The sequence below is a fragment of the Streptomyces sp. NPDC088252 genome, assembly GCF_044740965.1.
Taxonomy (GTDB): Bacteria; Actinomycetota; Actinomycetes; order Streptomycetales; family Streptomycetaceae; genus Streptomyces.
In genome coordinates this window covers 112,266-136,913 of the sequence record NZ_JBIURS010000007.1, presented here as the reverse complement: position 1 = coordinate 136,913, position 24,648 = coordinate 112,266, and the positions used below count along the sequence as shown (strand labels likewise).

19 protein-coding genes are annotated in these 24,648 nt (G+C 69.8%); 9 read left to right on the top strand and 10 right to left on the bottom strand.

Features of this window, described 5'->3' with window-relative positions:
• The first annotated feature begins 108 nt into the window (after positions 1–108).
• From egtA to egtD, 4 genes are read left to right on the top strand one after another with little or no spacing between them, the layout of a single operon-like run.
• Positions 109–1,425, top strand: a complete 1,317-nt coding sequence (egtA, locus tag ACIOHC_RS16590) for an ergothioneine biosynthesis glutamate--cysteine ligase EgtA (protein WP_351084381.1) — start codon at positions 109–111, stop codon at positions 1,423–1,425.
• A complete protein-coding gene (egtB, locus tag ACIOHC_RS16585; RefSeq protein ID WP_351084383.1) occupies positions 1,422–2,774 on the top strand; it encodes an ergothioneine biosynthesis protein EgtB in 1,353 nt (450 codons plus the stop codon). The genes egtA and egtB overlap by 4 nt, the downstream gene beginning before the upstream one ends.
• Complete coding sequence (egtC, locus tag ACIOHC_RS16580; RefSeq protein ID WP_351084385.1) at positions 2,774–3,529, top strand: ergothioneine biosynthesis protein EgtC; 756 nt, start codon at positions 2,774–2,776, stop codon at positions 3,527–3,529. The genes egtB and egtC overlap by 1 nt, the downstream gene beginning before the upstream one ends.
• Positions 3,526–4,488 (top strand): L-histidine N(alpha)-methyltransferase, encoded by a 963-nt coding sequence (gene egtD / locus ACIOHC_RS16575; RefSeq protein WP_351084387.1) that lies wholly within the window; start codon positions 3,526–3,528, stop codon positions 4,486–4,488. The genes egtC and egtD overlap by 4 nt, the downstream gene beginning before the upstream one ends.
• Here egtD and ACIOHC_RS16570 read toward each other — a convergent pair.
• The 3 genes from ACIOHC_RS16570 to ACIOHC_RS16560 all read right to left on the bottom strand — a co-directional run bounded on the left by ACIOHC_RS16570 (position 4,431) and on the right by ACIOHC_RS16560 (position 7,572).
• Positions 4,431–5,318, bottom strand: a complete 888-nt coding sequence (locus ACIOHC_RS16570; RefSeq protein ID WP_365693674.1) for a lysophospholipid acyltransferase family protein — start codon at positions 5,316–5,318, stop codon at positions 4,431–4,433. The two genes, egtD and ACIOHC_RS16570, sit on opposite strands and share 58 nt — an antisense overlap.
• Positions 5,315–6,133, bottom strand: coding sequence for a GNAT family N-acyltransferase (locus ACIOHC_RS16565; RefSeq protein ID WP_351084390.1), 819 nt, complete (start codon positions 6,131–6,133; stop codon positions 5,315–5,317). Before ACIOHC_RS16565 ends, ACIOHC_RS16570 begins: the two co-directional genes overlap by 4 nt.
• Before the next feature lie 182 nt (positions 6,134–6,315).
• On the bottom strand, positions 6,316–7,572 hold the full coding sequence (locus tag ACIOHC_RS16560) for an extracellular solute-binding protein (RefSeq protein ID WP_351084393.1): 1,257 nt from the start codon (positions 7,570–7,572) through the stop codon (positions 6,316–6,318).
• A gap of 201 nt (positions 7,573–7,773) precedes the next feature.
• On the opposite strand from ACIOHC_RS16560, the gene ACIOHC_RS16555 reads away from it, so the two are divergent.
• The gene (locus ACIOHC_RS16555) at positions 7,774–7,989 is read left to right on the top strand and encodes a dodecin (RefSeq protein ID WP_351084395.1); all 216 of its coding nucleotides are present in this window, start codon (positions 7,774–7,776) and stop codon (positions 7,987–7,989) included.
• Positions 7,990–8,223: 234 nt separating this feature from the next.
• Here ACIOHC_RS16555 and ACIOHC_RS16550 read toward each other — a convergent pair whose 3' ends face one another.
• Both ACIOHC_RS16550 and ACIOHC_RS16545 read right to left on the bottom strand, forming a co-directional pair.
• Positions 8,224–8,712 carry a hypothetical protein gene (locus tag ACIOHC_RS16550; protein WP_351084398.1) on the bottom strand — a complete coding sequence of 163 codons (489 nt, stop codon included), beginning with the start codon at positions 8,710–8,712 and terminating at the stop codon, positions 8,224–8,226.
• Between the two features lie 13 nt (positions 8,713–8,725).
• Entirely contained in the window at positions 8,726–9,805 is a 1,080-nt protein-coding gene (locus ACIOHC_RS16545; protein ID WP_389637726.1) for a hypothetical protein, read from the bottom strand.
• A gap of 258 nt (positions 9,806–10,063) precedes the next feature.
• On the opposite strand from ACIOHC_RS16545, the gene ACIOHC_RS16540 reads away from it, so the two are divergent.
• The 3 genes from ACIOHC_RS16540 to ACIOHC_RS16530 all read left to right on the top strand — a co-directional run bounded on the left by ACIOHC_RS16540 (position 10,064) and on the right by ACIOHC_RS16530 (position 16,096).
• Positions 10,064–11,455 carry a polysaccharide pyruvyl transferase family protein gene (locus tag ACIOHC_RS16540; protein WP_351084402.1) on the top strand — a complete coding sequence of 464 codons (1,392 nt, stop codon included), beginning with the start codon at positions 10,064–10,066 and terminating at the stop codon, positions 11,453–11,455.
• Between the two features lie 217 nt (positions 11,456–11,672).
• On the top strand, positions 11,673–14,099 hold the full coding sequence (gene uvrA / locus ACIOHC_RS16535; RefSeq protein ID WP_389637728.1) for an excinuclease ABC subunit UvrA: 2,427 nt from the start codon (positions 11,673–11,675) through the stop codon (positions 14,097–14,099).
• A gap of 233 nt (positions 14,100–14,332) precedes the next feature.
• Positions 14,333–16,096, top strand: a complete 1,764-nt coding sequence (locus ACIOHC_RS16530; RefSeq protein ID WP_351084405.1) for a glycosyl hydrolase family 18 protein — start codon at positions 14,333–14,335, stop codon at positions 16,094–16,096.
• A 72-nt stretch (positions 16,097–16,168) separates the two neighbouring features.
• Here the strand turns inward: ACIOHC_RS16530 and ACIOHC_RS16525 are convergent, their stop codons facing one another.
• The 3 genes from ACIOHC_RS16525 to ACIOHC_RS16515 are packed head-to-tail and all read right to left on the bottom strand — an operon-like array spanning position 16,169 to position 19,570.
• Complete coding sequence (locus ACIOHC_RS16525) at positions 16,169–16,915, bottom strand: succinate dehydrogenase/fumarate reductase iron-sulfur subunit (RefSeq protein WP_365693679.1); 747 nt, start codon at positions 16,913–16,915, stop codon at positions 16,169–16,171.
• The gene (locus ACIOHC_RS16520; RefSeq protein WP_365693681.1) at positions 16,912–18,861 is read right to left on the bottom strand and encodes a fumarate reductase/succinate dehydrogenase flavoprotein subunit; all 1,950 of its coding nucleotides are present in this window, start codon (positions 18,859–18,861) and stop codon (positions 16,912–16,914) included. Before ACIOHC_RS16520 ends, ACIOHC_RS16525 begins: the two co-directional genes overlap by 4 nt.
• A 1-nt stretch (position 18,862) precedes the next feature.
• A complete protein-coding gene (locus ACIOHC_RS16515) occupies positions 18,863–19,570 on the bottom strand; it encodes a succinate dehydrogenase (protein WP_351084412.1) in 708 nt (235 codons plus the stop codon).
• 95 nt (positions 19,571–19,665) lie between these two features.
• On the opposite strand from ACIOHC_RS16515, the gene ACIOHC_RS16510 reads away from it, so the two are divergent.
• Positions 19,666–20,556, top strand: a complete 891-nt coding sequence (locus ACIOHC_RS16510) for a LysR substrate-binding domain-containing protein (protein WP_351084414.1) — start codon at positions 19,666–19,668, stop codon at positions 20,554–20,556.
• A 49-nt stretch (positions 20,557–20,605) separates the two neighbouring features.
• On the opposite strand, the gene ACIOHC_RS16505 is transcribed toward ACIOHC_RS16510, so the two are convergent.
• Together ACIOHC_RS16505 and ACIOHC_RS16500 are read right to left on the bottom strand one after the other, a co-directional pair.
• Entirely contained in the window at positions 20,606–22,780 is a 2,175-nt protein-coding gene (locus ACIOHC_RS16505; RefSeq protein ID WP_351084416.1) for an EAL domain-containing protein, read from the bottom strand.
• Positions 22,777–23,595 (bottom strand): SAM-dependent methyltransferase, encoded by an 819-nt coding sequence (locus tag ACIOHC_RS16500; protein ID WP_351084418.1) that lies wholly within the window; start codon positions 23,593–23,595, stop codon positions 22,777–22,779. The genes ACIOHC_RS16505 and ACIOHC_RS16500 overlap by 4 nt, the downstream gene beginning before the upstream one ends.
• Between the last annotated feature and the right edge of the window lie 1,053 nt (positions 23,596–24,648).

Here is a 24,648-nt window from a genome sequence, read left to right as displayed (position 1 = left end):
CCAGCGGCATGGATGCAACCGAATTTATGACGCACAGGGGCACTCTTGTGCGATCCCCTCGTAAGGGTTTGGCTGGGACGGACGAACCGAGAGCAAGGAGGCCCCGGCATGTCATCCGACACACCCGGCCACGGTCCGCCCGGCCAGGCCCCGCCCCTCGGCGAGGGCGAGACGGAGGACTTACTGCGCTGCATCTGCTTCAAGACCGGACCGCCCCGGACGGTCGGCGTCGAACTCGAATGGCTCATTCACCACCGGGATCTGCCCCGCGTCCCCGTCCCCCACCACCGTCTCGACGCGGCTGCCGCGATCCTCCGGGCCCTGCCCCTGAGCGCGGCGCTCACCTTCGAGCCCGGCGGCCAGCTGGAGCTCAGCTCGCGCCCCGCCGACTCCCTGATGGCGTGCATCGACGCCACCGCCGCCGATCTCGCCACCGTGCGTGACGCCCTGGACCGGGTGGATCTCGTGCCGGTGGGGATCGGCCTCGATCCGTGGCATCCCCCGCGCCGTCTGCTGCACGAGCCGCGCTACGACGCCATGGAGATCTCGTTCGACCGGTCGGGACCGGCCGGCCGCGCCATGATGTGCACCACCGCGTCCGTCCAGGTCTGTCTGGACGCGGGAGAGGAGGAACCCGGTCCGCTCGGCTACGCGCGGCGCTGGCAGCTGTGTCATCTGCTGGGCGCGGTGCTGGTCGCGGTGTTCGCGAACTCTCCTCTCCGGTGCGGGCGCCCGACGCCGTGGCGGTCCACCCGGCAGTCGCTCTGGGCCGACCTCGACCCATGGCGGCCGCTGGCACCGTCCGGTCATCTGCCGCCCCGCGACGCCTGGGCCGCGCATGTCCTGGACACACCGGTGATGTGCATCCGGCAGGACGAGGGGCCGTGGGCCGTACCGGAGGGTCTGACCTTCCGCGAGTGGATCCGTACCGGCGTGCCGAGACCGCCTGTGCGCGACGACCTCGACTACCACATCAGCACATTGTTTCCGCCCGTTCGCCCGCGCGGACATCTAGAGCTGCGCATGATCGACGCGCAGCACGGCGCGGACGGGTGGCTGGTGCCGCTCGCCGTCACCACCGCTCTGTTCGACGACCCGGAGGCCGCCGAGACCGTGTACCGCACCGTCAAACCGCTGGCCGAGACGGCGGGGCCGTGGCCCGCGCCGCGCAATCCGCTCTGGACGGGCGCCGCCCGCGACGGCCTGACCGATCCCGAACTGCGGGCGGCGGCCACCGTCTGTTTCCGGCTCGCGCTGGAGGCACTGCCCCGGATGGGCGCGAGCACGGCGGTGCAGGAGGCGGTGGCGGACTTCAACGACCGCTACGTCGCCCGGGGCCGATGTCCCGCGGACGATCTTCCGAATCCGTTCGCGCCGGGTGAGGCGGGCGGCTCGGGCCACCACGTCGAGGGGTTCCTCTCATGACCGACTCCCCCACACCCGCTCCCTCCGGCCCCACCGGAACGGACGAGGCGGACACCGAGGCGCTCCGGCAGCGTGCACTTGCCGCACTGCTCACCGCGCGCGAACGCACCACGCTTCTCACCGACAGCGTGGACGACCATGAACTGACCTCCCAGCACTCGCCGTTGATGTCCCCTCTGGTGTGGGACCTCGCGCACATCGGCAATCAGGAGGAGCTGTGGCTGCTGCGCGCGGTGGCCGGAAGGAAGGCGATGCGTCCGGAGATCGACGGGCTGTACGACGCCTTCGAGCACCCCCGGGCGACCCGCCCCTCGCTGCCGCTGCTGCCGCCCGCGGAGGCCCGTTCCTACGCCGCGGAGGTGCGCGGACGCGCACTGGACGTCCTCGACGGCACGGCGCTGCACGGTGATCGTCCGCTGGTGCGGTCCGGTTTCGCCTTCGGCATGATCGCCCAGCACGAACAGCAGCATGACGAAACGATGCTGATCACTCATCAACTGAGGTCTGGTCCAGCCGTCCTGACCGCACCACTGCCTCCCGCCCCCACCGACGCGACGGAGCTTGCCACCGAAGTCCTGGTCCCCGGTGGTCCGTTCACCATGGGCACGTCCACCGAACCCTGGGCACTGGACAACGAGCGCCCCGCCCATGTGCGCGACGTACCGGGCTTCTACATCGACACGACGCCGGTCACCTGCGGCGCGTACCAGCGGTTCATCGAGGACGGCGGCTACACCGAGGAGCGCTGGTGGGCACCCGAGGGCTGGGCGATGGTCCGTGAGCACGAACTGACCGGTCCGTTGTTCTGGCACCGGGACGCCGGCCAGTGGCTGCGCCGTCGATTCGGGGTGACCGAGGCTGTGCCCGGGAACGAACCGGTGCTCCACGTCAGCTGGTACGAGGCGGACGCGTACGCCCGGTGGGCGGGGCGCCGACTGCCCTCGGAGGCGGAGTGGGAGAAGGCGGCACGCCATGACCCGGTGTCGGGGCGTTCGCTGCGCTATCCGTGGGGCGACGAGGACCCGACCCCCGAGCGGGCCAACCTGGGCCAGCGCCATCTTCGGCCCGCTGCCGCCGGGGCGTACGCGGCCGGCCGGTCACCGCTGGGCGTGGGGCAGTTGATCGGTGACGTGTGGGAATGGACGTCGAGCGACTTCCTTCCCTACCCGGGATTCTCGGCGTTCCCGTACCGCGAGTACTCCGAGGTGTTCTTCGGTCCGGCCCACAAGGTGCTGCGCGGCGGTTCGTTCGCCGTGGACCCGGTGGCGTGCCGGGGCACGTTCCGTAACTGGGACCTGCCGGTGCGGCGCCAGATCTTCTCCGGTTTCCGTACCGCCAAGGATCTCTGATGTGTCGTCATATCGCCTACCTGGGGCCTCCGGTAGCTCTCGGTGAACTGCTGACACGCCCGCCCCACAGCCTTGTGCGCCAGTCCTGGGCACCGAGGCACCAACGGTACGGGACCGTCAACGCCGACGGTTTCGGCGTCGGCTGGTACGCGGACGGCGATCCGGTGCCCGGACGCTACCGGCGCGCGGGTCCGGTCTGGGGCGATCAGACATTCGCCGACCTGGCCAGAGTGGTGCGCAGTTCGGCGCTGCTCGCCGCCGTGCGCGACGCCACCGAGGCGGGCGCCGACGGCGAGGCGGCCGCCGCGCCGTTCGCCGACGGGCGGTTGCTGTTCAGCCACAACGGTGCGGTGAAGGGCTGGCCCGGCTCGATGGCGCCGCTCGCCGCCGCGCTGCCCCCGTCCGAACTGCTCACGCTCACGGCCCGCTGCGACTCGGCCCTGGTCTGGGCCCTCGTACGGCACCGCCTCGGCGCCGGCGACGAACTGCCGCAGGCGGTGGCCGACACCGTGCTCGACGTGGCGGCGGCGGCGCCGGAAGCACGGCTGAATCTGCTGCTCACCGATGGCACGGCGATCGTGGCGACGGCCTGGGGCGACACCCTGTGGTACCTCGCCGAGCCCGGCCTGCGCACGGTCGTCGCCTCGGAGCCGTACGACGACGATCCGCACTGGCGCGCGGTTCCCGACCGGACGCTGCTGACCGCGACCCGCGCCGAAGTCCTGCTGACCCCGCTCAAGGAGCCCGCCGAGTGAGTCCCTTTCTGCTGACCCGCACCCTGCCGGTGGACGCCACGGACGCGGCGCTGCGCGCCGATGTCCTGCACGGTCTGACCCGGCAACCGAAGACGCTGCCGCCCAAGTGGTTCTACGACGCGCACGGCAGTGAACTGTTCGAGGAGATCACCCGTCTTCCCGAGTACTACCCGACCCGCGCCGAGCGCGAGATCCTGATCGGCCGCGCCGAGGAGATCGCCGGGGCGTCCGGGGCGCGGACCCTGATCGAGCTGGGGTCGGGATCGTCGGAGAAGACCCGGCACCTGTTGGACGCGTTGCCCGAGCTGCGCAGCTACGTGCCGGTCGATGTGAGCGAGAGCGCGCTGCGCGGAGCCTCCGAGGCCCTGCTCGCGCAGCGGCCCGGTCTCTCGGTGCACGCCCTGATCGCCGACTTCACGGGCGCGCTCGCGTTGCCGGGCACCCCGGGGCCGCGGCTGATCGCGTTCCTGGGGGGCACGATCGGCAATCTTCTGCCCGCCGAGCGGTCGGTGTTCCTGAAATCGGTGCGGTCGCTGCTGTCCCCGGGCGACGCGCTGCTGCTCGGCACGGATCTGGTGAAGGACGAGGAGCTGCTGGTCGCCGCGTACGACGACGCGGCCGGGGTGACTGCGGAGTTCAACAAGAACGTACTGAGGGTGGTGAACCGGGAGTTGGGCGCGGACTTCGATCCGTCCGGCTTCGACCACGTGGCGCTGTGGGATCCGGAACGGGAATGGATCGAGATGCGGCTGCGGGCCCGTGAGGCGCTCACGGTGAAGATCCCGGACCTGGATCTGGTGGTGTCCTTCGAGGCCGGTGAGGAGTTGCGTACGGAGGTGTCGGCCAAGTTCCGCAAGGAGGGCGTGCGGGCCGAACTCGCCGCGGCCGGCCTGAGGATGGATCAGTGGTGGACGGATCGCGCGGACCGGTTCGCGCTGTCGTTGGCGACGGCGGTCTGAGCGAGCCGGGCCAGGGCGCGGCGGTCCGGCCCGTCACCCGCCGCGATCGGCGGCAGGACGCGGATCTCGGCGGTCAGCCCCGCCGCCGTCACCACTCGCCACAGTGAGGCGGTCAGCGGATCGTCGCCGACGAAGGCGGCCGCGCCGGCCGGGATGTTGTGCTCCGCCGGTGCGGAGCCGTCGTGACCGGGCGGCCGGGCGGCGGCCGAGCCGTGCGGCGGCGGGGTGCGATAGCTGATGCGTACCGGCCGGACGGCGGCGTCCGCGTCGATCGCCGCCTGGAACACGGCGGGCCCGAACCTGCCACCGCCGCGCCCGCACCAGGTGGTGCCCTCCGGGAAGACGACCACCCGTGAACCACCGCGCAACGCCTCCGCGATGCGGCCCACCGTCGCGGGCAGTGCGCGGAACCGGTCGCGTTCGACGAAGAGCGTGCCGCCGGCGGCGGCGAGCCGGCCGAGCAGCGGCCAGTCGCGTATCTCGCTCTTGGCCAGCATCCGGCCGGGGAACACGGCCGCGACGAGCGGGATGTCCAGCCACGAGATGTGGTTCGCGACGACGAGCGCGCCCGGTGCGACCGCCTCGGGTGCGCCGACGACCCGCACGCGCACTCCGAAGGCCCGCACGACCCCGTACGCCCAGCGCCGGATCAGCCTCTCCCGCGATGTCGGGCCGAGCATCAGCGCGAACGGGGCACCCAGTGCCCCGGCCAGGACGAACGCGCACCCGGCGAGCAGCAGGGCCACGGCCGCCGGGCGGCCCCGCACGCGGCCGTCGTGACCGGCGCAGGCGAGCGGGGTGCAGGGTGCGGTGGGCAACCAGGGGTTCATCGCAGCGGGGCGAGGGCGAGGAAGTGGCGCAGATAGCGGGGGTCGGTACGGCGCAACGACAGCAGCACGTACAGGTCTGCGACGTCGAAGTCGGGGTCGTACGCGGGTGCACCGCAGACCCATGCGCCCAGTCGCAGATAGCCGCGGAGCAGCGGCGGGAGCGTGGCGAGTCCGGTGGGCACCGCTCCCCCTTCTTCGGCTCCGGCGGCGGTGTACTGCCAGAGGCGGTGCGGAGTGACCCAGTGGTCCTCGGGTGCCAGGTGCTTCGTCCGTACGGTCTCCCACGCTCCGGCCGCCGCGACGCCGCCGTCGGCGAGGGGGATCGAGCAGCAGCCGGCCAGCCAGTTGTGCCCGGTGCGTTCCATGTAGCGGGCGAGTCCGGCCCAGATCAGCGCGATGACGGCGCCGTCCCGGTGGGCGGGGTGGACGCAGGACCGGCCGACCTCCACCAGGTCGTCGCGGATGGTGCCGAGCCGTCCGAGGTCGAACTCGCTCTCCGCGTACAGACGCCCGGCGATCCGTGCCCGGTCGGGCGGCAGCAGACGGTAGGTGGCGACGACGTCGCCGGTGATCTCCTCCCGTACCAGCAGATGGTCGCAGTACGCGTCGAACGCATCGCTGTCCAGGCCGGGTTCCGCTCCGTCCAGCCTGGCGCCGAGCTCGCCGGCGAAGACCTGGTGGCGCAGGCGCTGGGCGGCGCGCACCTCGTCCTGGTCCACGGCGAGGGACACCCGGTAGCGCGCCGGGGAGGGAGGGACGGGCTGCGCGGGAACGACGGGGGCGGCGGGGAGAAAGGTGACGGGCAGCGCGTTCATGACGGTCTCCGGGGACGGATCGGCAAGGGCGGCCGCCGGACCGTCGCGCTGCTGCGAAGGCCCGGCCCCTTACTTCTTCCGTGACCGGCTGGATTCGACGTGACCGCATGGGAGAGCCGGGATGTGCGAAGGCTGAATCCCAGGTGTGCCCGCCCGGGGACCGGGGACCGGAGCCGCGCGCGTCAGCCGCCCGCGAGCTGTTCGGTGATCTTCTCAGACGCGGCCTTCGCCTCCGCCTGCGGGTCGCCGCCCTCCAGGACCGCTGTCATGTACGGCTTGATCGGATTGACGGCCTCGACATCCGCCCACTGCGGCGCGTTGGGGGTCGCACGTCCCTTCGTGGCTCCCCGGGCCATCGCCGCGGTGCCCTCCTGTCCCACGATGACACGTGCGAGACCGGGCTTGTTGGGCACGTAGCTCATGGCCTTCGCGAGTTCTTCCTGCCACTTCTGGCCGGCGAGCGCCTTGATCACATCGATGCCCGCGGCGCGCTGGCCCGCCTTCTCCGGCACGATCAGATCGGATCCGCCGGTGAAGACGGAGCCGGGAGACTTCGTGGTCTTGCCCGGGATCGGGAAGTAGCCCAGCTTTCCCTTGAGTTCAGGGTTCAGCTGCTCGATCTGCGCGGCGGCGCCGGGCACCGAGATGATCTGCGCGACGTCGCCCTCGGCGAAGACCTTGGCCTGCGGGGGCCTTTCCTCGTCCGCGTTCTTGGGGCCGTCACCGAGCGCCTGGAGTTGCTTGTAGAAGCTCATGCCCCTGAGCGCGCCGGGGCTGTCCAGGGTGCCTTCCCAGCTGCCGCCCCTCTCCTCGGCCAGTTCGCCGCCCTCGTCCCAGATGAATCCGGCGAGGACGTACCAGTTCTGGCCCGCGAGGTAGATGCCCTGATTGCCGTTCCGGTTCAGCTGGGCGCTGTCCGCGATCCACTCGTCCCGGGTCTTCGGCGGGCTGGTGATACCCGCCTGCTCGAAGAGATCCTTGTTGTAGATCACCACTCGATTGGCCGCGTACCAGGGAATGCCGTACTGGACGCCCTCGATACTGCCCGGGTCGGCGAGGCCCGGCAGCCATTCGTCGCTGCCGAGGTCACGCACGGACTCCAGAGTGAGGTCGCTCAGTCCGCCGCTCTCCGCGTACTGGGAGACCTGGGTGTTGCCGACCTCGATGACGTCCGGGGTGTCCTTGCCCTTGAGCGCGTCGACGACCTTCGGGCCGATGCCGCTCCAGCTCTGGATCTTGAACTCCAGTTCGATGGAAGGATGCTCGTCGCGGTACGCCTTGGTGAAGCGCTCCAGGAAGTCGGCGGACACACTGTCCTTCATCAGCCAGATCGTGACCTTCTTGCTGCCCGACGCCTCCGAGTCCGCGACGAAGCCGCATCCGCCCAGCGCAAAGGTGGAAACGAGCGCGACGGCTCCGACGAGTATGCGGTTCTTCACCAGGTTCACCTTCTGCGAAACGGCACGACAAGATCCAGGACCCGGTGTGGGGGACTGCGGGCGGCGCTCGCACGGGCGTGGCTGGATTTTGGTATGGACCATTGGTTTGGTCAAGGCCCGTTCATCACGCATTCTGCACACCGACCCCTCGCACACCCGGTCCGGGTGGGGCACCGTGGTAAGGAGGAGAGGAGACATAGCATGTCGAATCACACCTATCGGGTCACCGAGATCGTGGGAACCTCCCATGAAGGCGTCGACGACGCCATCCGCAGGGGCATCGCCAGAGCTTCGGAAACGTTGCACAATCTCGACTGGTTCGAGATCACGCAGGTTCGTGGAGAGATCAAGGATGGCCGAATCGAGCACTACCAGGTGGGCCTGAAAGTGGGCTTCCGACTCGACGAACCGAGCTGATCGGGCACGACGGCATCACGAGGGCACCACAATCGCGCCGGCCCGCCTCCGGCCGGTTCCGCAGGACCGGGTTCGGCACGCGACACCGCGCGCTCCCCGAGAGCTTCCGGTCACGCCGTACACCCCGCCCAGGCACCCGGGTTCAGCCACCCACCGTGCACGCACCGGCCCTGCGCACCCTGGTGCCGCGCGCGGCACCAGCACCCCCGTCCACCACAGCCGGTCACGCCGGATTCAGGTTCGACCCTCGCGCTCCTGCGCGTCCTTGAGGGCGGGCGACACCTGCGCCCAACGGGCCCGTACCACGGCGAATCCGGCCCTCTCCGCCGCGTCGCAGACGAGTTCGTCGTCGTCGACCAGCATCCGCACCTCGCGTTCCCGGCCCAGCCGTCGCAGGATCTCCAGCTTGGTGTGCCGGGCGGGCCTGCGGTCGTCGTTTCGGCGCATGTACAACCGCCCCTCGGGCAGGCCCTGTTCCGCCAGCCATGCCACGGTGTCGCGACGGCACCGCTCGGGCCGACCGGTGAGATACCTGATCTCGCAGTCCTCGGCACTGCTCAGCGCCAGCCGGACGCCTTCGGGCAGCGGCGGGTCGTCGACGGCGGCGGAGAAGAAGCCGTCCCAGTCGCGTCGGGGACCCTCCAGCCAGTGCTGCCGGTGGCCGCTGTCGGCGAGCGTGCCGTCCAGGTCGAATACGGCCAGGGGCCGGTGGTCGCTGCTCACGCCCCCCAGCAAATCAGACCAACGCCACTATCAGCAGCACCAGCACGACCACACCGGCCACCACAGCGGCAGCCCGCAGGGACCGGCGCCTCGACCAGATCGGGACGACCTCCGGCCCCTCGCGTCCGGGGAAGACGTAGAAGACGTGGTCGGGATCGTCGGGAATGGTGACCGCGGCCGATTGCAGCCAGCCGATGTCGACGCGTCTGGCCACCTCGCCCCGGCGTGGCGTCAGAGCCGATTCGACCGCCGCGAGATGGGCAGGGTCCAGGCCGTCCGGCAGCGGGGCACCGGCCGAGCCCAGAGTGACCCGCTGCCACGCGCCGGCGCGGCCGGCCTGCTGTCGGAAGCGCAGCGGCGGCGCCGGCTCCGGCAGTCTCGACGAGGACCGGTCGGGGGCCTGAACGACCGATCCCCCGGTCCAGAGGGTGACCAGGCCCGTGCCGTCGCAGGGGTCGTGCGCCGTCGATCTCTCACCCGAGCAGACCGGGCAGACCCGGAAGCCCGTGTCATCGCACTTCGGACACCTCTTGGCACCCCATCCCCGACATTCCGGACAAGCGGTGCGGGGCTTGCGGCACTTCACACAGGCGGTCCGACCGGCAGTGGATTTCTCCCGTGCCGACTCGGACGGTGTTCGGTCCTTGCGGCGTTCGCCGGTGCCGTCGCACCAGGTGCACGGCTCGACGCCCTCGCAGGCCGGGCACACCGGGCCGACGTCGCAGCGCAGCCTTCCCCTGGCCCGGCAGCGCGAGCAGGGCTGCCGCCCACCGTCGCAGCCACAGGGCACCGTTCTCACCGAACCGCGGAGCACGAGTTCCACCGTCCGCGACACCTCCGGGTCCTGCGGCGGATCGACCGGATGGTCGCGCAGATCGCCTTCGTACTCGGCCCGCTTCGACGTGTCGTACGTGCCGGGCCTGGACTCCGGCCGCGTGGTGCGGGTCTCCACGCAGCGGACGATGCGCAGGTCGAGCATCGGGAGCCGGGTGATGTCGGCGCCGGTCCGCCGCAGTTGCGGCCCCTGCCCCGGCCGGCCGATGTGCCGGGCGACGGCTTCGAGGATGTCGTTCTCGGACAGTGCGTCGGCCATGACGACGCTTCCACCTCCCCGGTAGGCGCGCCCACGGGCGGAACGCAGCGTACGGCGGGGCCGCCCGGCGCTCAAGAGGGCGTCAGAAGGGCTTCGCCGACGCCCTGCGGGACGGTTCCGAGGAGTCGCACCCCGACCCGCACACCCGTTCGTTCGTTCGCGGATGTGTGATCATGTACTCACGTTCCGCGTAGACCGTAAAAGGTTGTACAGGATGCGCATGGAACCAAAAGCATTCGTAAAGCTATATTCAGCTTTGTGGCATCCAACGTTAACCATGTGAAGCGAATACTCCTGCGTTCAGGGAAGAGCCCCTACGACGTCGTCCCTGTCGAGCGCGCTCTCCACGAGGACGTGTTCGCCACCAACTCGGGCAACCTGATCTTCAGCGATGCCGCCCACAAGATTTTGGAGACGCCTCGTTCGGAAGTGGTCTCGAACGGCATCGCCACCAGGGTCGCCGACGCCGACCGCATCAACAGCGAGTACGACGTCTTCGTCATCCCGCTCGCCAACGCCTTCCGGCCGTCCTTCGAGCGCCAGCTGGAGCGTCTGACCCAGCTCATCTCGAAGCTCAAGATCCCGGTCGTCGTGCCGGGCGTGGGTGCCCAGACCGGCGTCAATTACTCCGCGGACCGGCTGCGCCCCATGCAGTCCACGGTCTACGCGTTCGTCTCCGCCGTGCTCGACCACAGCGCCTCGATCGGTGTGCGCGGGGAGTTCACCGAGCGGTACCTGCGGGACATGGGCTTCCGTGACGTGGACGTCATCGGCTGCCCCTCGATGTTCCTCAACGGCACCAGGCTCGACATCCGGAAGAGCGGCCGGGCGCTCGGGCCCGACTCACGGATCTCCGTCAACGGATCCCACGACGCCGTGCGGAAGCACAAGCTCGGGCGGATCATCAACCGCACCCACGCCCACTATCCCCATCTCCGGTTCATCGGCCAGAACCTCTCCGAAGCACGTCAGCTGCACTGGCGCGACATGTCCCATCAGAACGCCACGCTGACCGACATCCCCACCCATCCCGACCATCCCATGTACCGGGAGGACAAGGTCCGCGTCTATGTCGACCCGGCCGCCTGGATGGATGACCTCCGGGGCTTCGACTTCTCCTTCGGCTCCCGCATCCACGGCAACATCGCGGCGCTGCTGGCCGGCACGCCCGCCACCGTGCTCTGCGGCGACTCCAGGACGCTGGAGCTGTGCCGCTACTTCGACATCCCGCACCGGATGCTCGCCAAGGCCCCCTCCGACCTCGACCCCGCCGAGCTCTACGCCGAGGCCGACTTCGGACCGCTGACACACGGCCACCAGGAGCGGTTCGACCGGTTCATGAACTTCCTGGACAAGAACGGCCTGGAGAACACCTTCACCCACGGGGACGGCGGTACGGCCTTCGAGGAGCGGATGAGCGGGCTGGCCTTCCCGCCGGGCATCCGCCCGTGGGTCGGCGCCGACGCCTCCACGATGAGCGCGCGCCTGGGCTGGCTCCAGTCCCAGCTGACGGACCTCACCGAGCAGAACAACCAGCTCAAGCGGAAGCTCGCGAAGAACTCCTCGGTGCCGGTCCAGCGCTCCACGTACCAGCGGGCCCGCAGTGTCGTCGGGCGGCCCATCAAGCGCGCGCTGCGTCCGTCCCGCTGAGGCCCTTCGCCCCTGTCCGCCCCCGGTCCGTCGGCGGACAACGGGACGGGCGGGGTGTGTCCGTCGCCCGAGGCCGGTCCGTACAGGGCCGGCCTGCGGCTTCTGCGGGCCCGTGCCCGGCAGCAGTCGCCCCGGGACCGCTCCCGGCGCCTAGAATCGGAGTGTTTGTCCCCAGGCTGCCGCCTCTGCCCCGATCCGTACGGAGTCCACGCGCCCCATGTCCACCCCCCACGATCCGTACGTCCGGGTGCGCGGCGCCCGTGAGCACAATCTCCAGGACGTCTCGGTCGACATCCCGCGCGACACCCTCACCGTGTTCACCGGCGTCTCGGGCTCCGGGAAGTCCTCCCTCGCGTTCGGCACGATCTACGCGGAGGCCCAGCGCCGCTACTTCGAGTCCGTCGCCCCGTACGCCCGTCGGCTGATCCATCAGGTCGGTGCTCCCGCAGTCGGCGAGATCACCGGACTGCCGCCCGCCGTCTCGCTGGAGCAGCGCCGTTCGGCGCCCGGTGCCCGTTCCTCGGTCGGAACGGTCACCACGCTCTCCAACTCCCTGCGCATGTTGTTCTCGCGCGCCGGGAGCTACCCGCCCGGTGCCGAACGGCTGGACTCCGACTCCTTCTCGCCGAACACCGCTGCCGGGGCATGCCCCGAGTGCCACGGTCTCGGCCGCATCCACCGCACCACCGAGGAACTGCTGGTCCCCGACCCCTCGCTGTCGATCCGGGACGGCGCGATCGCCGCCTGGCCGGGGGCCTGGCAGGGCAAGAACCTGCGCGATGTGCTGGACGCGCTCGGCTACGACGTCGACCGCCCGTGGCGCGAGCTGGACGCCGCGGACCGCGAGTGGATCCTGTTCACCGATGAGCAGCCGGTGGTGACCGTCCATCCGGTGCGGGACGCGGCACGCATCCAACGCCCCTACCAAGGCACGTACATGAGCGCCCGCCGCTATGTGCTGCACACCTTCGCGGATTCCAAGAGCCGCACGCTGCGCGCCAAGGCCGAGCGCTTCCTGACCAGTGCCCCCTGCCCGGCCTGCGGTGGCGGCCGGCTGCGCCCGGAGGCGATGGCCGTCACCTTCGCCGGCCGTTCGATCGCCGAACTGGCCGCGCTTGCGCTCACCTCTCTCGCCGAGGTGCTGCGCACGGCGGGCGGAAGCGACACGGCACGGGTCCTGACGGCGGATCTGCTCGCCCGGATCGAGACGGTCACCGAGCTCGGCCTCGGCTATCTCAGCCTCGACCGCACGGCTCCGACGCTGTCCTCCGGCGAGCTGCAACGGCTGCGCCTCGCCACCCAGCTGCGCTCCGGCCTGTTCGGTGTCGTGTATGTACTGGACGAGCCGTCGGCCGGTCTGCACCCGGCGGACACCGAGTCGTTGCTGGGGGTGCTGGGCCGACTGAAGGAGGCCGGTAACTCGGTCTTCGTGGTGGAGCATCAGATGGATGTGGTGCGCCGGGCGGACTGGCTGGTCGACGTGGGGCCGCTGGCCGGTGAGCACGGGGGCAGGGTATTGCACAGCGGTCCGCCGGCCGGGCTCGCGGAGGTGACGGAGTCGGCGACCCGGCGCTTCCTCTTCGACGAGGGCCCCGCACCTGTGCGGCAGGTGCGTACACCGTCGGGGTGGCTGAAACTGAACGGCGTCGACCGCCACAATGTGCGAGGGGTGGACGCCGAGTTCCCGCTGGGGGTGTTCACCGCCGTCACCGGCGTCTCGGGGTCGGGGAAGTCGACCCTGGTCGGTCAGGTCCTGGCCGGTGCGCTCGCCGATCGGCAGGTGTCCGCCACCTCGGGTCCGCCCGCGGAGCCTCCCCCGCCCTGGTGCGCGTCGGCGGAGGGGCTGGAGGCGGTGGACCGCCTCGTGCAGGTCGACCAGAAGCCGATCGGCCGTACCCCCCGTTCCAATCTCGCCACGTACACCGGGCTCTTCGATGTCGTGCGGAAGCTGTTCACCGAGACGGACACGGCGCGCGAGCGCGGCTACAAGGCGGGGCGGTTCTCCTTCAATGTGCCGGGCGGGCGGTGCGAGACCTGCCAGGGCGAGGGTTTCGTCTCCGTCGAGCTGCTCTTCCTGCCCAGTACGTACGCGCCCTGCCCGGACTGTCACGGTGCGCGGTACAACCCACGGACCCTGGAGGTCACCCTGCGCGGCCTGGACATCGCGCAGGTCCTGGATCTGACGGTGGAGTCGGCGGCCGGCTTCTTCGCCGGGACCCCCGCCGCCGGGCGCAGTCTGCGGACGCTGCTCGATGTCGGACTCGGCTATCTGCGGCTCGGTCAGCCGGCCACGGAGCTGTCGGGCGGCGAGGCTCAACGGATCAAGCTGGCCGCCGAACTCCAGCGCACGCGCCGGGGCCACACGCTGTATCTGCTGGACGAGCCGACGACCGGGCTGCATCCCGCCGATGTCGAGGTGCTGATGCGGCAGTTGCACGGACTGGTGGACGCGGGCAACACCGTCGTGGTCGTGGAGCACGACATGACGGTGGTGGCGGGCGCCGACCGGGTGATCGACCTCGGTCCCGGAGGCGGCGACCGGGGCGGCCGGATCGTGGCGGCGGGATCGCCCGCGGAGGTCGCGCACGCGGAGGGCAGCCGCACCGCGGCGTACCTCAGGGCCTCGCTCCGTCTGAGCCGATGACTCAACTCCTCTTCTCCGATGGAGAGTTGCGGCATCAGGCAAGCAATGGGAAATGAAAAGGCAAAGGGCATTGACCGAAGGCTGGTCCAGACCAATTATGGGCATGCCGCACGGCCGCTCCATGCCGTGCGGCATGTGACCCCGGCCGGGAATCACAGGAACGGGCCGCGCCCTCGACCGGGCGCGGCCGAGCCGTGCGATCCGCCCGTTGTCTCACCCGCTGGGAGCACCCCATGAGACGTCCAAGAACACTCGGCGCAGTCCTGAGTGTCCTGGCGACGACCATCGCCTCCGCCGGTCTGGTCCTCGGATCAGGCATCGGCGCCGAGGCCGCCACGACCGCCGCCACTCCCCTGCCCGCGCATGTCTTCGCCCCGTACTTCGAGGCGTACAACGGAGACAGTCCGGCCGCCCTCTCGGAACAGTCCGGCGCCAAGTACCTGACCATGGCCTTCCTCCAGACGGAGGCCCGCGGTTCCTGCACCCCGTACTGGAACGGCGATTCGGGCCAGCCCGTCGCCCAGTCCGTGTTCGGCGCCGACTTCACGTCCATCCGGTCGCGCGGCGGCGACGTGATCCCCTCGTTCGGCGGTTACGCGGCCGACAACGGCGGCACCGAGATCGCCGACAGCTGCACCAGTGTCGACTCGATCGCCGCCGCGTACGAGAAGGTCATCACGACCTACGACGTGTCCCGCCTGGACATGGACATCGAGGACAACTCGCTGGAGAACAGCGCCGGTGTCGACCGCCGCAACAAGGCGATCAAGAAGGTCCAGGACTGGGCCGCCGCCAACGGCCGCTCGGTGCAGATCTCCTACACCCTGCCCACCACCACGAGCGGCCTCGCGGACAGCGGTCTGGCGGTGCTGGAGAACGCCGTGTCCAACGGCACCAGGGTCGACGTGGTGAATCTGATGACGTTCGACTACTACGACGGCGCCTCTCACCACATGGCGCAGGACACCCAGACGGCGATCACCGGTCTGAAGGGCCAGTTGGCCGGCCTTTACCCGTCGAAGACCGACGCCCAACTGTGGGGCATGACCGGCATCATCGAGATGCCCGGCATCGACGACTACGGTCCGGCCGAGACCTTCACCACGGCCGACGCGACCTCTGTCTACAACTGGGCCGTCGCCAAGGGCGTCAGCACCCTGTCGTTCTGGGCGCTCCAGCGCGACAACGGAGGCTGCCCCGGCACCGGGGGCAGCGACACCTGTTCCGGGATCGCCCAGGACACCTGGTACTTCTCGCACACCTTCGCGCCGTTCACGAGCGGCGCGGGTCCGGTGACGGACGACTACTCGGTGGCCGTCGCACCCGGTTCGGCCACGGTCGCCCCCGGTGGCTCCACCACCGCGACCGTGAACACCGCGGTCACCTCCGGCAACGCGAAGACCGTGGCGCTGACGGCGAGCGGAGCTCCCGCCGGCGTGACGGCGACGCTCAGCCCGGCCTCGGTCGCCGCGGGGGGTACATCGAAGCTGACGGTCGGCGCTTCGGCGTCCGCGACGCCCGGCACGTACAAGATCGATGTGACCGGTACGGCGGGCGCACTCAGCCATGCGGCGGCCTTCACCCTGACGGTGTCGGGTCCGGGCGGCGGCACGGGCGCCCTGGTGAACGGCGACTTCGAGACGGGTTCGCTGAGCCCTTGGACCTGTGAGTCCGGTGGCTCGGTCGTCTCCACCCCGGTCCACGGCGGTTCGCACGCGCTCGCGGCGGCGGCCACCTCGTCGCAGACGGGCGAGTGCGCACAGACGCTCACCCTGTCCCCCCGCACCACGTACACGCTGAGCGGTTGGGTGCAGGGATCCTACGGCTACCTCGGTGTGCGGGGAGACGCCTCGGCGAGCACCTGGGGCTCGTCGAGCGGCTACGCCAAGCAGTCGGTGGCGTTCACCACGGGGTCGACCGGGGCGGTGACCGTCTATCTGCACGGCTGGTACGGGCAGGGCACGGTCTACGGTGACGACCTCGCCGTGACGTCCTGACCCGGCGCAGCAGCTGAGACTTCCCGGCCCCGGAGGTGGGCGGCCTCCGGGGCCGGGAACTCGGCCGTTCTCTCAGCGGCGCACCTTGCGGGTCGCCCGCAGCCATTCCTTGTTCATGGCCGAGATCGACGGCAGCGGAATGCCCTTCGGACAGGCCGTGGCGCATTCCCCGGTGAGGGTGCAGCCCCCGAAGCCCTCGCTGTCCATCTGTCCGACCATGTCGAGGACCCGGGTCTCGCGCTCGGGAGCGCCCTGCGGCAGGACGTTGAGGTGGTTGATCTTCGCCGAGGTGAAGAGCATCGCCGAGCCGTTGGGACAGGCCGCGACACAGGCACCGCAGCCGATGCACTCGGCGTGCTCGAAGGCGGAGTCGGCGTCCGGCTTGGGCACCGGTGTGGCGTGCGCCTCGGGGGCGGTGCCGGTCGGGGCGGAGATGTACCCGCCCGCCTGGATGATCCGGTCGAAGGCCGAGCGGTCCACCACCAGGTCCTTGACGACCGGGAAGGCCGAGGCGCGCCACGGTTCGATGTCGATCGTGTCGCCGTCCTCGAAGGACCGCATGTGGAGCTGGCACGTGGTGGTGCGTTCGGGGCCGTGGGCGTCGCCGTTGATGACGAGGCTGCAGGCGCCGCAGATGCCCTCGCGGCAGTCGTGGTCGAAGGCGACGGGGTCGTCGCCGGCGAGGATGAGTTCCTCGTTGAGGGTGTCGAGCATTTCCAGGAACGACATGTCCTGCGAGATGCCGTCCACCTCGTAGGTGGACATGGCGCCGGGGGCGTCGGCGTTCTTCTGGCGCCAGACGCGCAGGGTGAGCTTCATGCGTAGCTCCGCTGGGTGGGGTGGACGTACTCGAAGACGAGGTCTTCCTTGTGCAGGACGGGTGCCTCGCCGGTGCCGGAGAACTCCCAGGCGGCGGCGTAGGAGAACTCCTCGTCCCGACGGGCGGCTTCGCCGTCCGGGGTCTGCGACTCCTCGCGGAAGTGGCCCCCGCAGGACTCGGCGCGGTGCAGGGCGTCGAGGCACATCAGCTCGGCGAGCTCCAGGTAGTCGACGACGCGGTTGGCCTTCTCCAGCGACTGGTTGAACTCGTCGCCGGTGCCGGGCACCTTGATGCGGCGCCAGAACTCCTCGCGGATCTGCGGGATCCGGTCGAGTGCCCTGCGCAGCCCCTCCTCGGTGCGGGCCATTCCGCAGTACTCCCACATGAGTTCACCGATCTCGCGGTGGAAGGAGTCGGGGGTGCGGTCGCCGTCGACGGAGAGCAGCAGGTTCAGTCGGTCCTCGGTGTCCGCGACGACCTCTTCGACGGCGGGGTGCGAGGCGTCGACCTCGTCGTGGTGGGGGTTGCGGGCCAGGTAGTCGTTGATGGTCGACGGCAGGACGAAGTAGCCGTCGGCGAGGCCCTGCATCAGCGCGGAGGCGCCGAGCCGGTTGGCGCCGTGGTCGGAGAAGTTGGCCTCGCCGATCGCGAACAGGCCCGGGATCGTGGTCTGGAGGTCGTAGTCGACCCAGAGTCCGCCCATCGTGTAGTGCACGGCGGGGTAGATCCGCATCGGGGTCTCGTACGGGTTCTCCGCGGTGATCCGTGCGTACATGTCGAAGAGGTTGCCGTACTTCTCCTCGACCTTGTCCCGACCCATCCGCTGGATGGCCTCGGCGAAGTCCAGGTAGACGCCCTGGCCGCCGGGACCGACGCCGCGTCCCTCGTCGCAGACGTTCTTCGCGGCGCGGGAGGCGATGTCGCGGGGGACGAGGTTGCCGAAGGAGGGGTAGATGCGCTCCAGGTAGTAGTCGCGCTCGTCCTCGGGGATCTCGTTGGCGGGGCGGTCGTCGCCCTTGGCCTTCGGTACCCAGATCCGGCCGTCGTTGCGCAGCGACTCGCTCATCAGGGTCAGCTTGGACTGGTGGTCGCCGGTGCGCGGGATGCAGGTGGGGTGGATCTGGGTGAAGCAGGGGTTGGCGAAATAGGCGCCGCGGCGGTGTGCTCGCCAGACGGCGGTGGCGTTGGAGTTCATGGCGTTCGTCGACAGATAGAAGACGTTGCCGTAGCCACCGCTGGCCAGGACGACCGCGTCGGCGAAGTAGGTGTCGATCCTTCCGGTGACGAGATCGCGGGCGACGATGCCGCGGGCCTTGCCGTCGACGATGATCAGGTCGAGCATCTCGGTACGGGCGTGCAGTTCGACGTTGCCCGCGGCGATCTGCCGGGACAACGCCTGGTAGGCGCCGAGGAGGAGCTGCTGTCCCGTCTGGCCGCGCGCGTAGAAGGTGCGGGAGACCTGGACGCCGCCGAAGGACCGGTTGTCGAGGAGTCCGCCGTACTCGCGGGCGAAGGGGACGCCCTGGGCGACGCACTGGTCGATGATCTCCACGGAGATCTGGGCGAGCCGGTGCACATTGGACTCGCGGGCCCGGAAATCGCCGCCCTTGACCGTGTCGTAGAACAGCCGGTGGATCGAGTCGCCGTCGTTGCGGTAGTTCTTCGCGGCGTTGATACCACCCTGCGCGGCGACCGAGTGGGCGCGACGGGGCGAGTCCTGGAAGCAGAACTGGACGACGTGGTAACCCTGTTCGGCCAGTGTCGCGCCGGCCGAACCACCGGCCAGGCCGGTGCCGACGACGATGACGGTGTGCTTGCGGCGGTTGGCCGGGTTGACCAGCTTGGCCTGGAAGCGGCGGGTGTCCCAGCGTTCGGCGACGGGGCCTTCGGGGGCCTTGGTGTCGACGACGGGCGTGCCCGTCTCGTAGTGCGAGTAGTCGGACATGTCAGCTCACGACTCCGGTCATGACGGCGACGGGTACGGAGATGAAGCCCACCGTCAGCACCAGTGCGAGGACGTTGGCGATGGTCTTGAGAGCGCGCTCACGGGTTGCCCTGCCCGCGCCGAGGGTCTGGGCGGCGCTCCAGAATCCGTGCTGCACATGGAGTCCGAGGGCGAGCATGGCGACGATGTAGATCGTGTTGCCGTACCAGGTGGAGAAGGTGTCGATGACGTTCTGGTACGGGTGCCCGGACCGGAACCCGCCGGAGTGCACGGTGCCCGTCGTCAGGTCGAGGATGTGCCAGACGATGAACAGGGCGAGGATGATCCCGCCCCAGCGCATGGTTCGGGTGGCATAGCCGGCGCGCGGCTTCCTGTGGACGTACTTGGCGGGGCGCGCCCTGATGTCGCGGCGGCTCAGCTGGTACGCGGACACGGCGTGCAGCACCACGGCGAGGACGAGCACGACGCGGACGATCCACAGGGCCCACTCGTAGTGCAGGAAGGGCTCCCCCATGGTCCGCAGCCAGTGCGCGTAATGGTTGAACTCGCCGGACCCGAAGAAGATCTTCAGGTTCCCGATCATGTGGACGACCAAGTAGAGGAGCATGATCAGACCACTCACGGCCATGATCGTCTTCTTGCCGACGGACGAGTCCCAGAGCGTACGCGTCATGGACGGCCGTCGGTCCGTCCGTGTTGCCAATGCCATGGACACGACGCTAGGGCCGAAGGACCCCATCAGTCCAAGACATGGTGCGGCTCATGTTCATAGGCTTTGACTATCGCCGCCGTTAGGCTGCGTGTATGCAATTCCAGCAGCTGATGTATTTCGTGGCCGTGGCGGAGACGCGCCACTTCACCCGTGCCGCGGAAGAGGTGCACGTCTCCCAGCCCTCCCTCTCCCAGCAGATCAGGGCGCTGGAGAACGAGCTGGGGGCGGAGCTGTTCAGCCGGGCCCGCGGCAACATCACCCTCACCGACGCGGGCGAGGCCCTGCTGCCGCTGGCCCGCCGGATCCTCGCGGACGCCGACACCGCACGCCACGAGGTGCAGGAGCTGGCGCAGCTGCGCCGGGGCCGGGTCCGGCTCGGCGCGACACCCAGCCTTTGCACCGGTCTCCTGCCCGACGTGCTGCGCGCCTTCCACGACCGGCACCCGGGGATCCAGCTGCTGCTGGAGGAGGGCGGCTCACTGGACCTCGTACGGGAGCTGGCGCGCGGCGCCCTCGACCTCGCCCTGGTCGTGCTGCCGCTGCCCGCCGCCTCCCCTGCGCTCACCACGGTCGAACTGCTCCAGGAGGACCTGGTCGTGGTGTCGTCGGCGCGGGCGCCACGGCCCGGCCGGGGCGGGAGCGTACGGATCGCCGACCTCCAGGGTGAATCCCTGGTGATGTTCCGGCACGGCTACGATCTGCGCGAACTGACCGTCGCGGCCTGTCGCGCGGAGGGTTTCGAGCCGTCGTTCACGGTGGAGGGCGGAGAGATGGACGCGGTGCTCGGCTTCGTCCGGGCGGGGCTCGGGATCGCGGTGGTGCCCAGCATGGTCGCCGTCCGGGCCGGCCACGACCTGCGAACCACACCACTGGCCCGGCCGGGGCTGCGTCGCACGATCGCACTCGCGCACCGCAGCGATGTGGCGCCGCCGCGCGCGGCACGCGAGTTGCAGAAGGTGCTGCTCGCCAGCCGGACGGGCTGATCCGGCCCGTCCGGCCTTCGAGAACCGCGCCGAGACCCTCCCGCGCCCCTCACACCGCGTCGGCCAGCAGCAGCGAGTGGATCCGGTCGGGCGCTCCGGGACGGGCGTAGTACCACCCCTGTGCCGTGTCGCAGCCCAGATTGCGCAACTGCTCCGCCTGGGCCCCGGTCTCCACGCCCTCCACCGTGACCGCGAGGTCCAGGCTGTGCGCCAGCGAGACGATCCCCTCGACGATCTTCATGTCGACCGGGTCCACCGGATGCTGCTGCATTCCCTGGGTGAAGGAGCGGTCCAGCTTGAGTACGCTCACCGGGAGCCGGCGCAGGTTGGCCAGGTTCGAGTACCCGGTACCGAAGTCGTCGAGCGCTATGTCGACGCCCATCTCGGACAGTTGCCGCAGCGGCTTGAGCAGATCGTCGTCCGCACCGATCAGCGCGGACTCGGTGACCTCAAGGCACAGCGCCCCGGGGTCGAGCCCCGACCGCTCCAGTACGTCGACGGTCTCGGCGACCAGCCTCGGGTGGTGCAGCTGCGTCGGGGACAGGTTGACGTTGATCCGCAGCGGACCGCCGTCGCTGTGCCGCTCCTGCCAGAAATTGGCCTGGCGCACGGATTCCTCCAGCACCCAGCGGCCGAGCGGCACGATCAGCCCGGTGTGCTCGGCGAGCGGGATGAACCGGTCGGGACCGAGCACCCCGTGCTGCGGGTGGCACCAGCGCACCAGCGCCTCCGCGCCGTGCACCGAGCCGTCGCCCAGGTGCACCAGGGGCTGGTACTCGATGAAGAACTCACCGCGCTCCAGGGCCGCCGGCAGGGCGGTGGTCAACCCGTGCCGGGTGATGGCACGGGCGTCCGCCTCGGCGTCGGCGAGCTCGAAGCGGTTGCCGCCCGCCGACTTGGCCCGGTACATCGTGATGTCGGCGCTGCGCAGCACCTCGGCGGCGCTGCGTTCACCGGCGGGCCCTTCGACGACCCCGATGGAGCCGCGCACGGTCAGCTCACGCCCTTCCAGGCGGATCGGGGTGCTGAGCACGCCGAGGATCCGGCAGGCCAGCTCGTCGACCTCCGTCCGGGTGTCGGGGCCCGTGGTCAGGGCCACGAACTCGTCGCCGCCGAGCCGTGCCACCATCTCGCCGGGCGCCGTCGCACAGCTCTGCAGCCGGTCGGCGACCTCGACCAGCAGCCGGTCGCCCGACGCGTGGCCGAGGCTGTCGTTGATGGCCTTGAAGCCGTCGAGGTCGAGGTAGCACAGGCCGAAGCGGCTGCCGTCGTCGGTTGAGAGCGCTTTCTCCAACCGCTCGAAGAACAGCGTCCGGTTGGGCAGGCCGGTGAGCGCGTCGTGGGTGGCCTCGTACCGCAGCCGCAGGTTGAGCAGCCGACGCTCCGTGGTGTCCTCCAACAGCGCCAGTTGGTACTCCGGTCTGCCCTCGGCGTCGCGCAGCAGCGACACCGTCAGATTGGTCCACAGGACCGTGCCGTCGTTGCGGTAGTACGGCTTCTCCACCCGGTAGTGCTCGCGTTCGCCGCGGACCAGCTCGTTGTAGTACTTCCAGACCTGCGGCGAGTCCTCCGGGTGGACCCACTCGTTGACCTTGTGGCTGCGCACATGGTGCTCCAGCCCGCCGAACATCCGGGTCAGGGTGTCGTTGACCTCCAGGACATTGCCGTCCAGATCGGCGATCCCGATGCCGACGGCCGCGTCCTTGAAGACGGCGCGGAAGCGTGCCTCCGTGGCGTGCAGGGCCTGCTCGGCATTCGAGCGGGCGGTGAGTGCCGAGCGGGCGATGGCCTCCTGTTCGGCGAGGGTCCGCTCGCGCAGCGCCTCGGTGAAGCCACCCGCGAGGGCGTGCTGCATCCGGGCGCAGCGGGCTCTGCTGTCCTCGGTCGACAGCAGCGTCTCGCCGTTGCCGCCGCAGTAGAGCACGAGATACGAGTCGACCACGCCGAGCGTGCTGCTGAGCGCGTCCGGATCCGTGCAGTGCGCGCCGACGAGGGCGGCGCCCACCTCGCTCGCGGGAACCGCGTCGAAGGGCCGCGCGTGCAGGATGTCGCTGAGCGCACGGGCCAGCGGCAGCAGATGCTGTTCGAACTCCGGGCGCGTCATGGAGGTGGCCGTCGACGGGAAGATGGCCCGGCTCCAGATCGTGGCGAATCTCCGGAGCCGGTCCTCGGGGCCGTCGGGCTCCGTGTCGGGCGCTCCGGACGACTGGGCGGGAATGCTCACGCCTTGCGTCCCACTCCCGCGAAGCCCGAGAAGGCGAATGGGTCCTCGTGCTCCGGCGCCAGAGGGGTGTCGGGGCGCCAGTTCGGCATCGACACGAGTCCGGGCTCGACCATCTCGTACCCCTCGAAGAACCGGCTGATCTCGTCGCGCGAACGCATGATCAGAGGGTTGCGGATGTTCTTGTAGACGCCGACCGCGCCGCCCGCCTCCTCCTGGGTGACCGGAATCCCCTCGTACGACGCGTGGGTGATGACGACGAGACTGCCGGGGGCCAGTGCCTCACGCAGTTCGGTGAGCGCGCTCCGCGGGTCGTCGGAGTCCTCGATGAAGTGCAGTACGGCGACGAGGAGCAGAGCCACCGGACGCTTCAGGTCCAGCAGTTCGGAGATCTCCGGGCTCTTCACGATCTCCCGCGGGCGGCGCAGATCCGCGGCGGCGATCACCGCCCGGTCGTTTCCTTCGAGTACGGCCTGGCTGTGCGCGACCGCGACGGGGTCGTGATCGACATATGCCACCCGGGCCTCGGGGTCGGCCGCCTGCGCGACTTCGTGCACATTGCCGAAAGTCGGTATTCCGGAGCCGATGTCCAGGAACTGGGTGATGCCCTCACTCACCGCATAACGCACGGCCCTGCGCATAAAGGCGCGATTCGCCTGCATGATCTTGGGGAGTCCCGGCAGGAACTCCATCGCCTTGCGAGCCGCTTCCCGGTCCACCTCGAAATTGTGCGATCCGCCCAGATAGAAGTCGTACATGCGAGACACGCTCGGCACAGTGATGTCAATGCCTTGCGGTGCCCAGGCGGGACGCTCCATCGATGTCTCCAACAAGTCGCCACGGCGATCCGGCCATGTTCATGGTCAGTGTTGTCCAGAGGCTACTGATCGACCGCCAGGAGAGCGAGCGGAAACGGAAATTAGTCGTCCGTTATTGGTCACACACCAGTGGCATGTGCGATCGGTCTGTCGCTACGTGTGACATTCGGCGACGAACCGGCCGCACAGAGGCACTTCGGGATACTCGGGGGGCACCCGCAGTTCGGCGTCGGGGGCACCACGTACCATGTGCCGCCGACGCCTTGGCCGTTGGTGTCCTCCCCGACTTCACCTCGCCGGTGAAGGTATGGACCTGACAGCAGTGGATGGCTTGCCGTTCAAGTCCGCCGGGCCGATAGAAAGCGGCAAAACCCTTGCTGGTGACGCCTTTGACATCATTCATCGCCAATGGGCGACGACTGGGCACCTCCATCGGCGGGAACCCGTGCGGACCGGGTTCATCGACCGCGCGACATCCTTCTTGAAGCGATAGACCGTCCTGCCGCGCTTGTCGACGACAATGGCTCCGAGTTCCGGATCCTTCGATGCCGAATGCCCCGCGAGTTCACCGGGTTCGGCGCCGGCCGGCCCTCGGCGTTCACCGCGGCCTCCCCTCACCCGGCGCGGACATGAACCGGCTGTGGCCCACCCGCTGCCCCTGGACATCCCCGACCCGGCGCCGCGCCTCCCCTCGCCCCGACCGCACGCCACCGTGAGCGCATGGAGGGCCTCCGGCGCCCTACGGTGCGAGACATTCCACCGGCGGTACGCAACAACTTCCCTTCACCTCGGCCCGATTGCGATGCGCAGTCGCTCATCCACGGCCCCGGGCAAGGGTGGTGCCCCGTTTTGTTCAACGCGTTCCCAGAATTTCCCCGAGCCGCAAACATCCGGCGCTCCATGTCCCCACCATCAGGGGAATCCGGTCCGCCCCCGGCGTGTGCCGCGCCGGGCCGGAACATGCTCCCCGTCGTGTACGGATCACTCATAGGACGGCTCGCGGCGGCCGTCGTACTCCTCTGGCTGCTGACCGCCCCGGCACCCGCGGTGGCG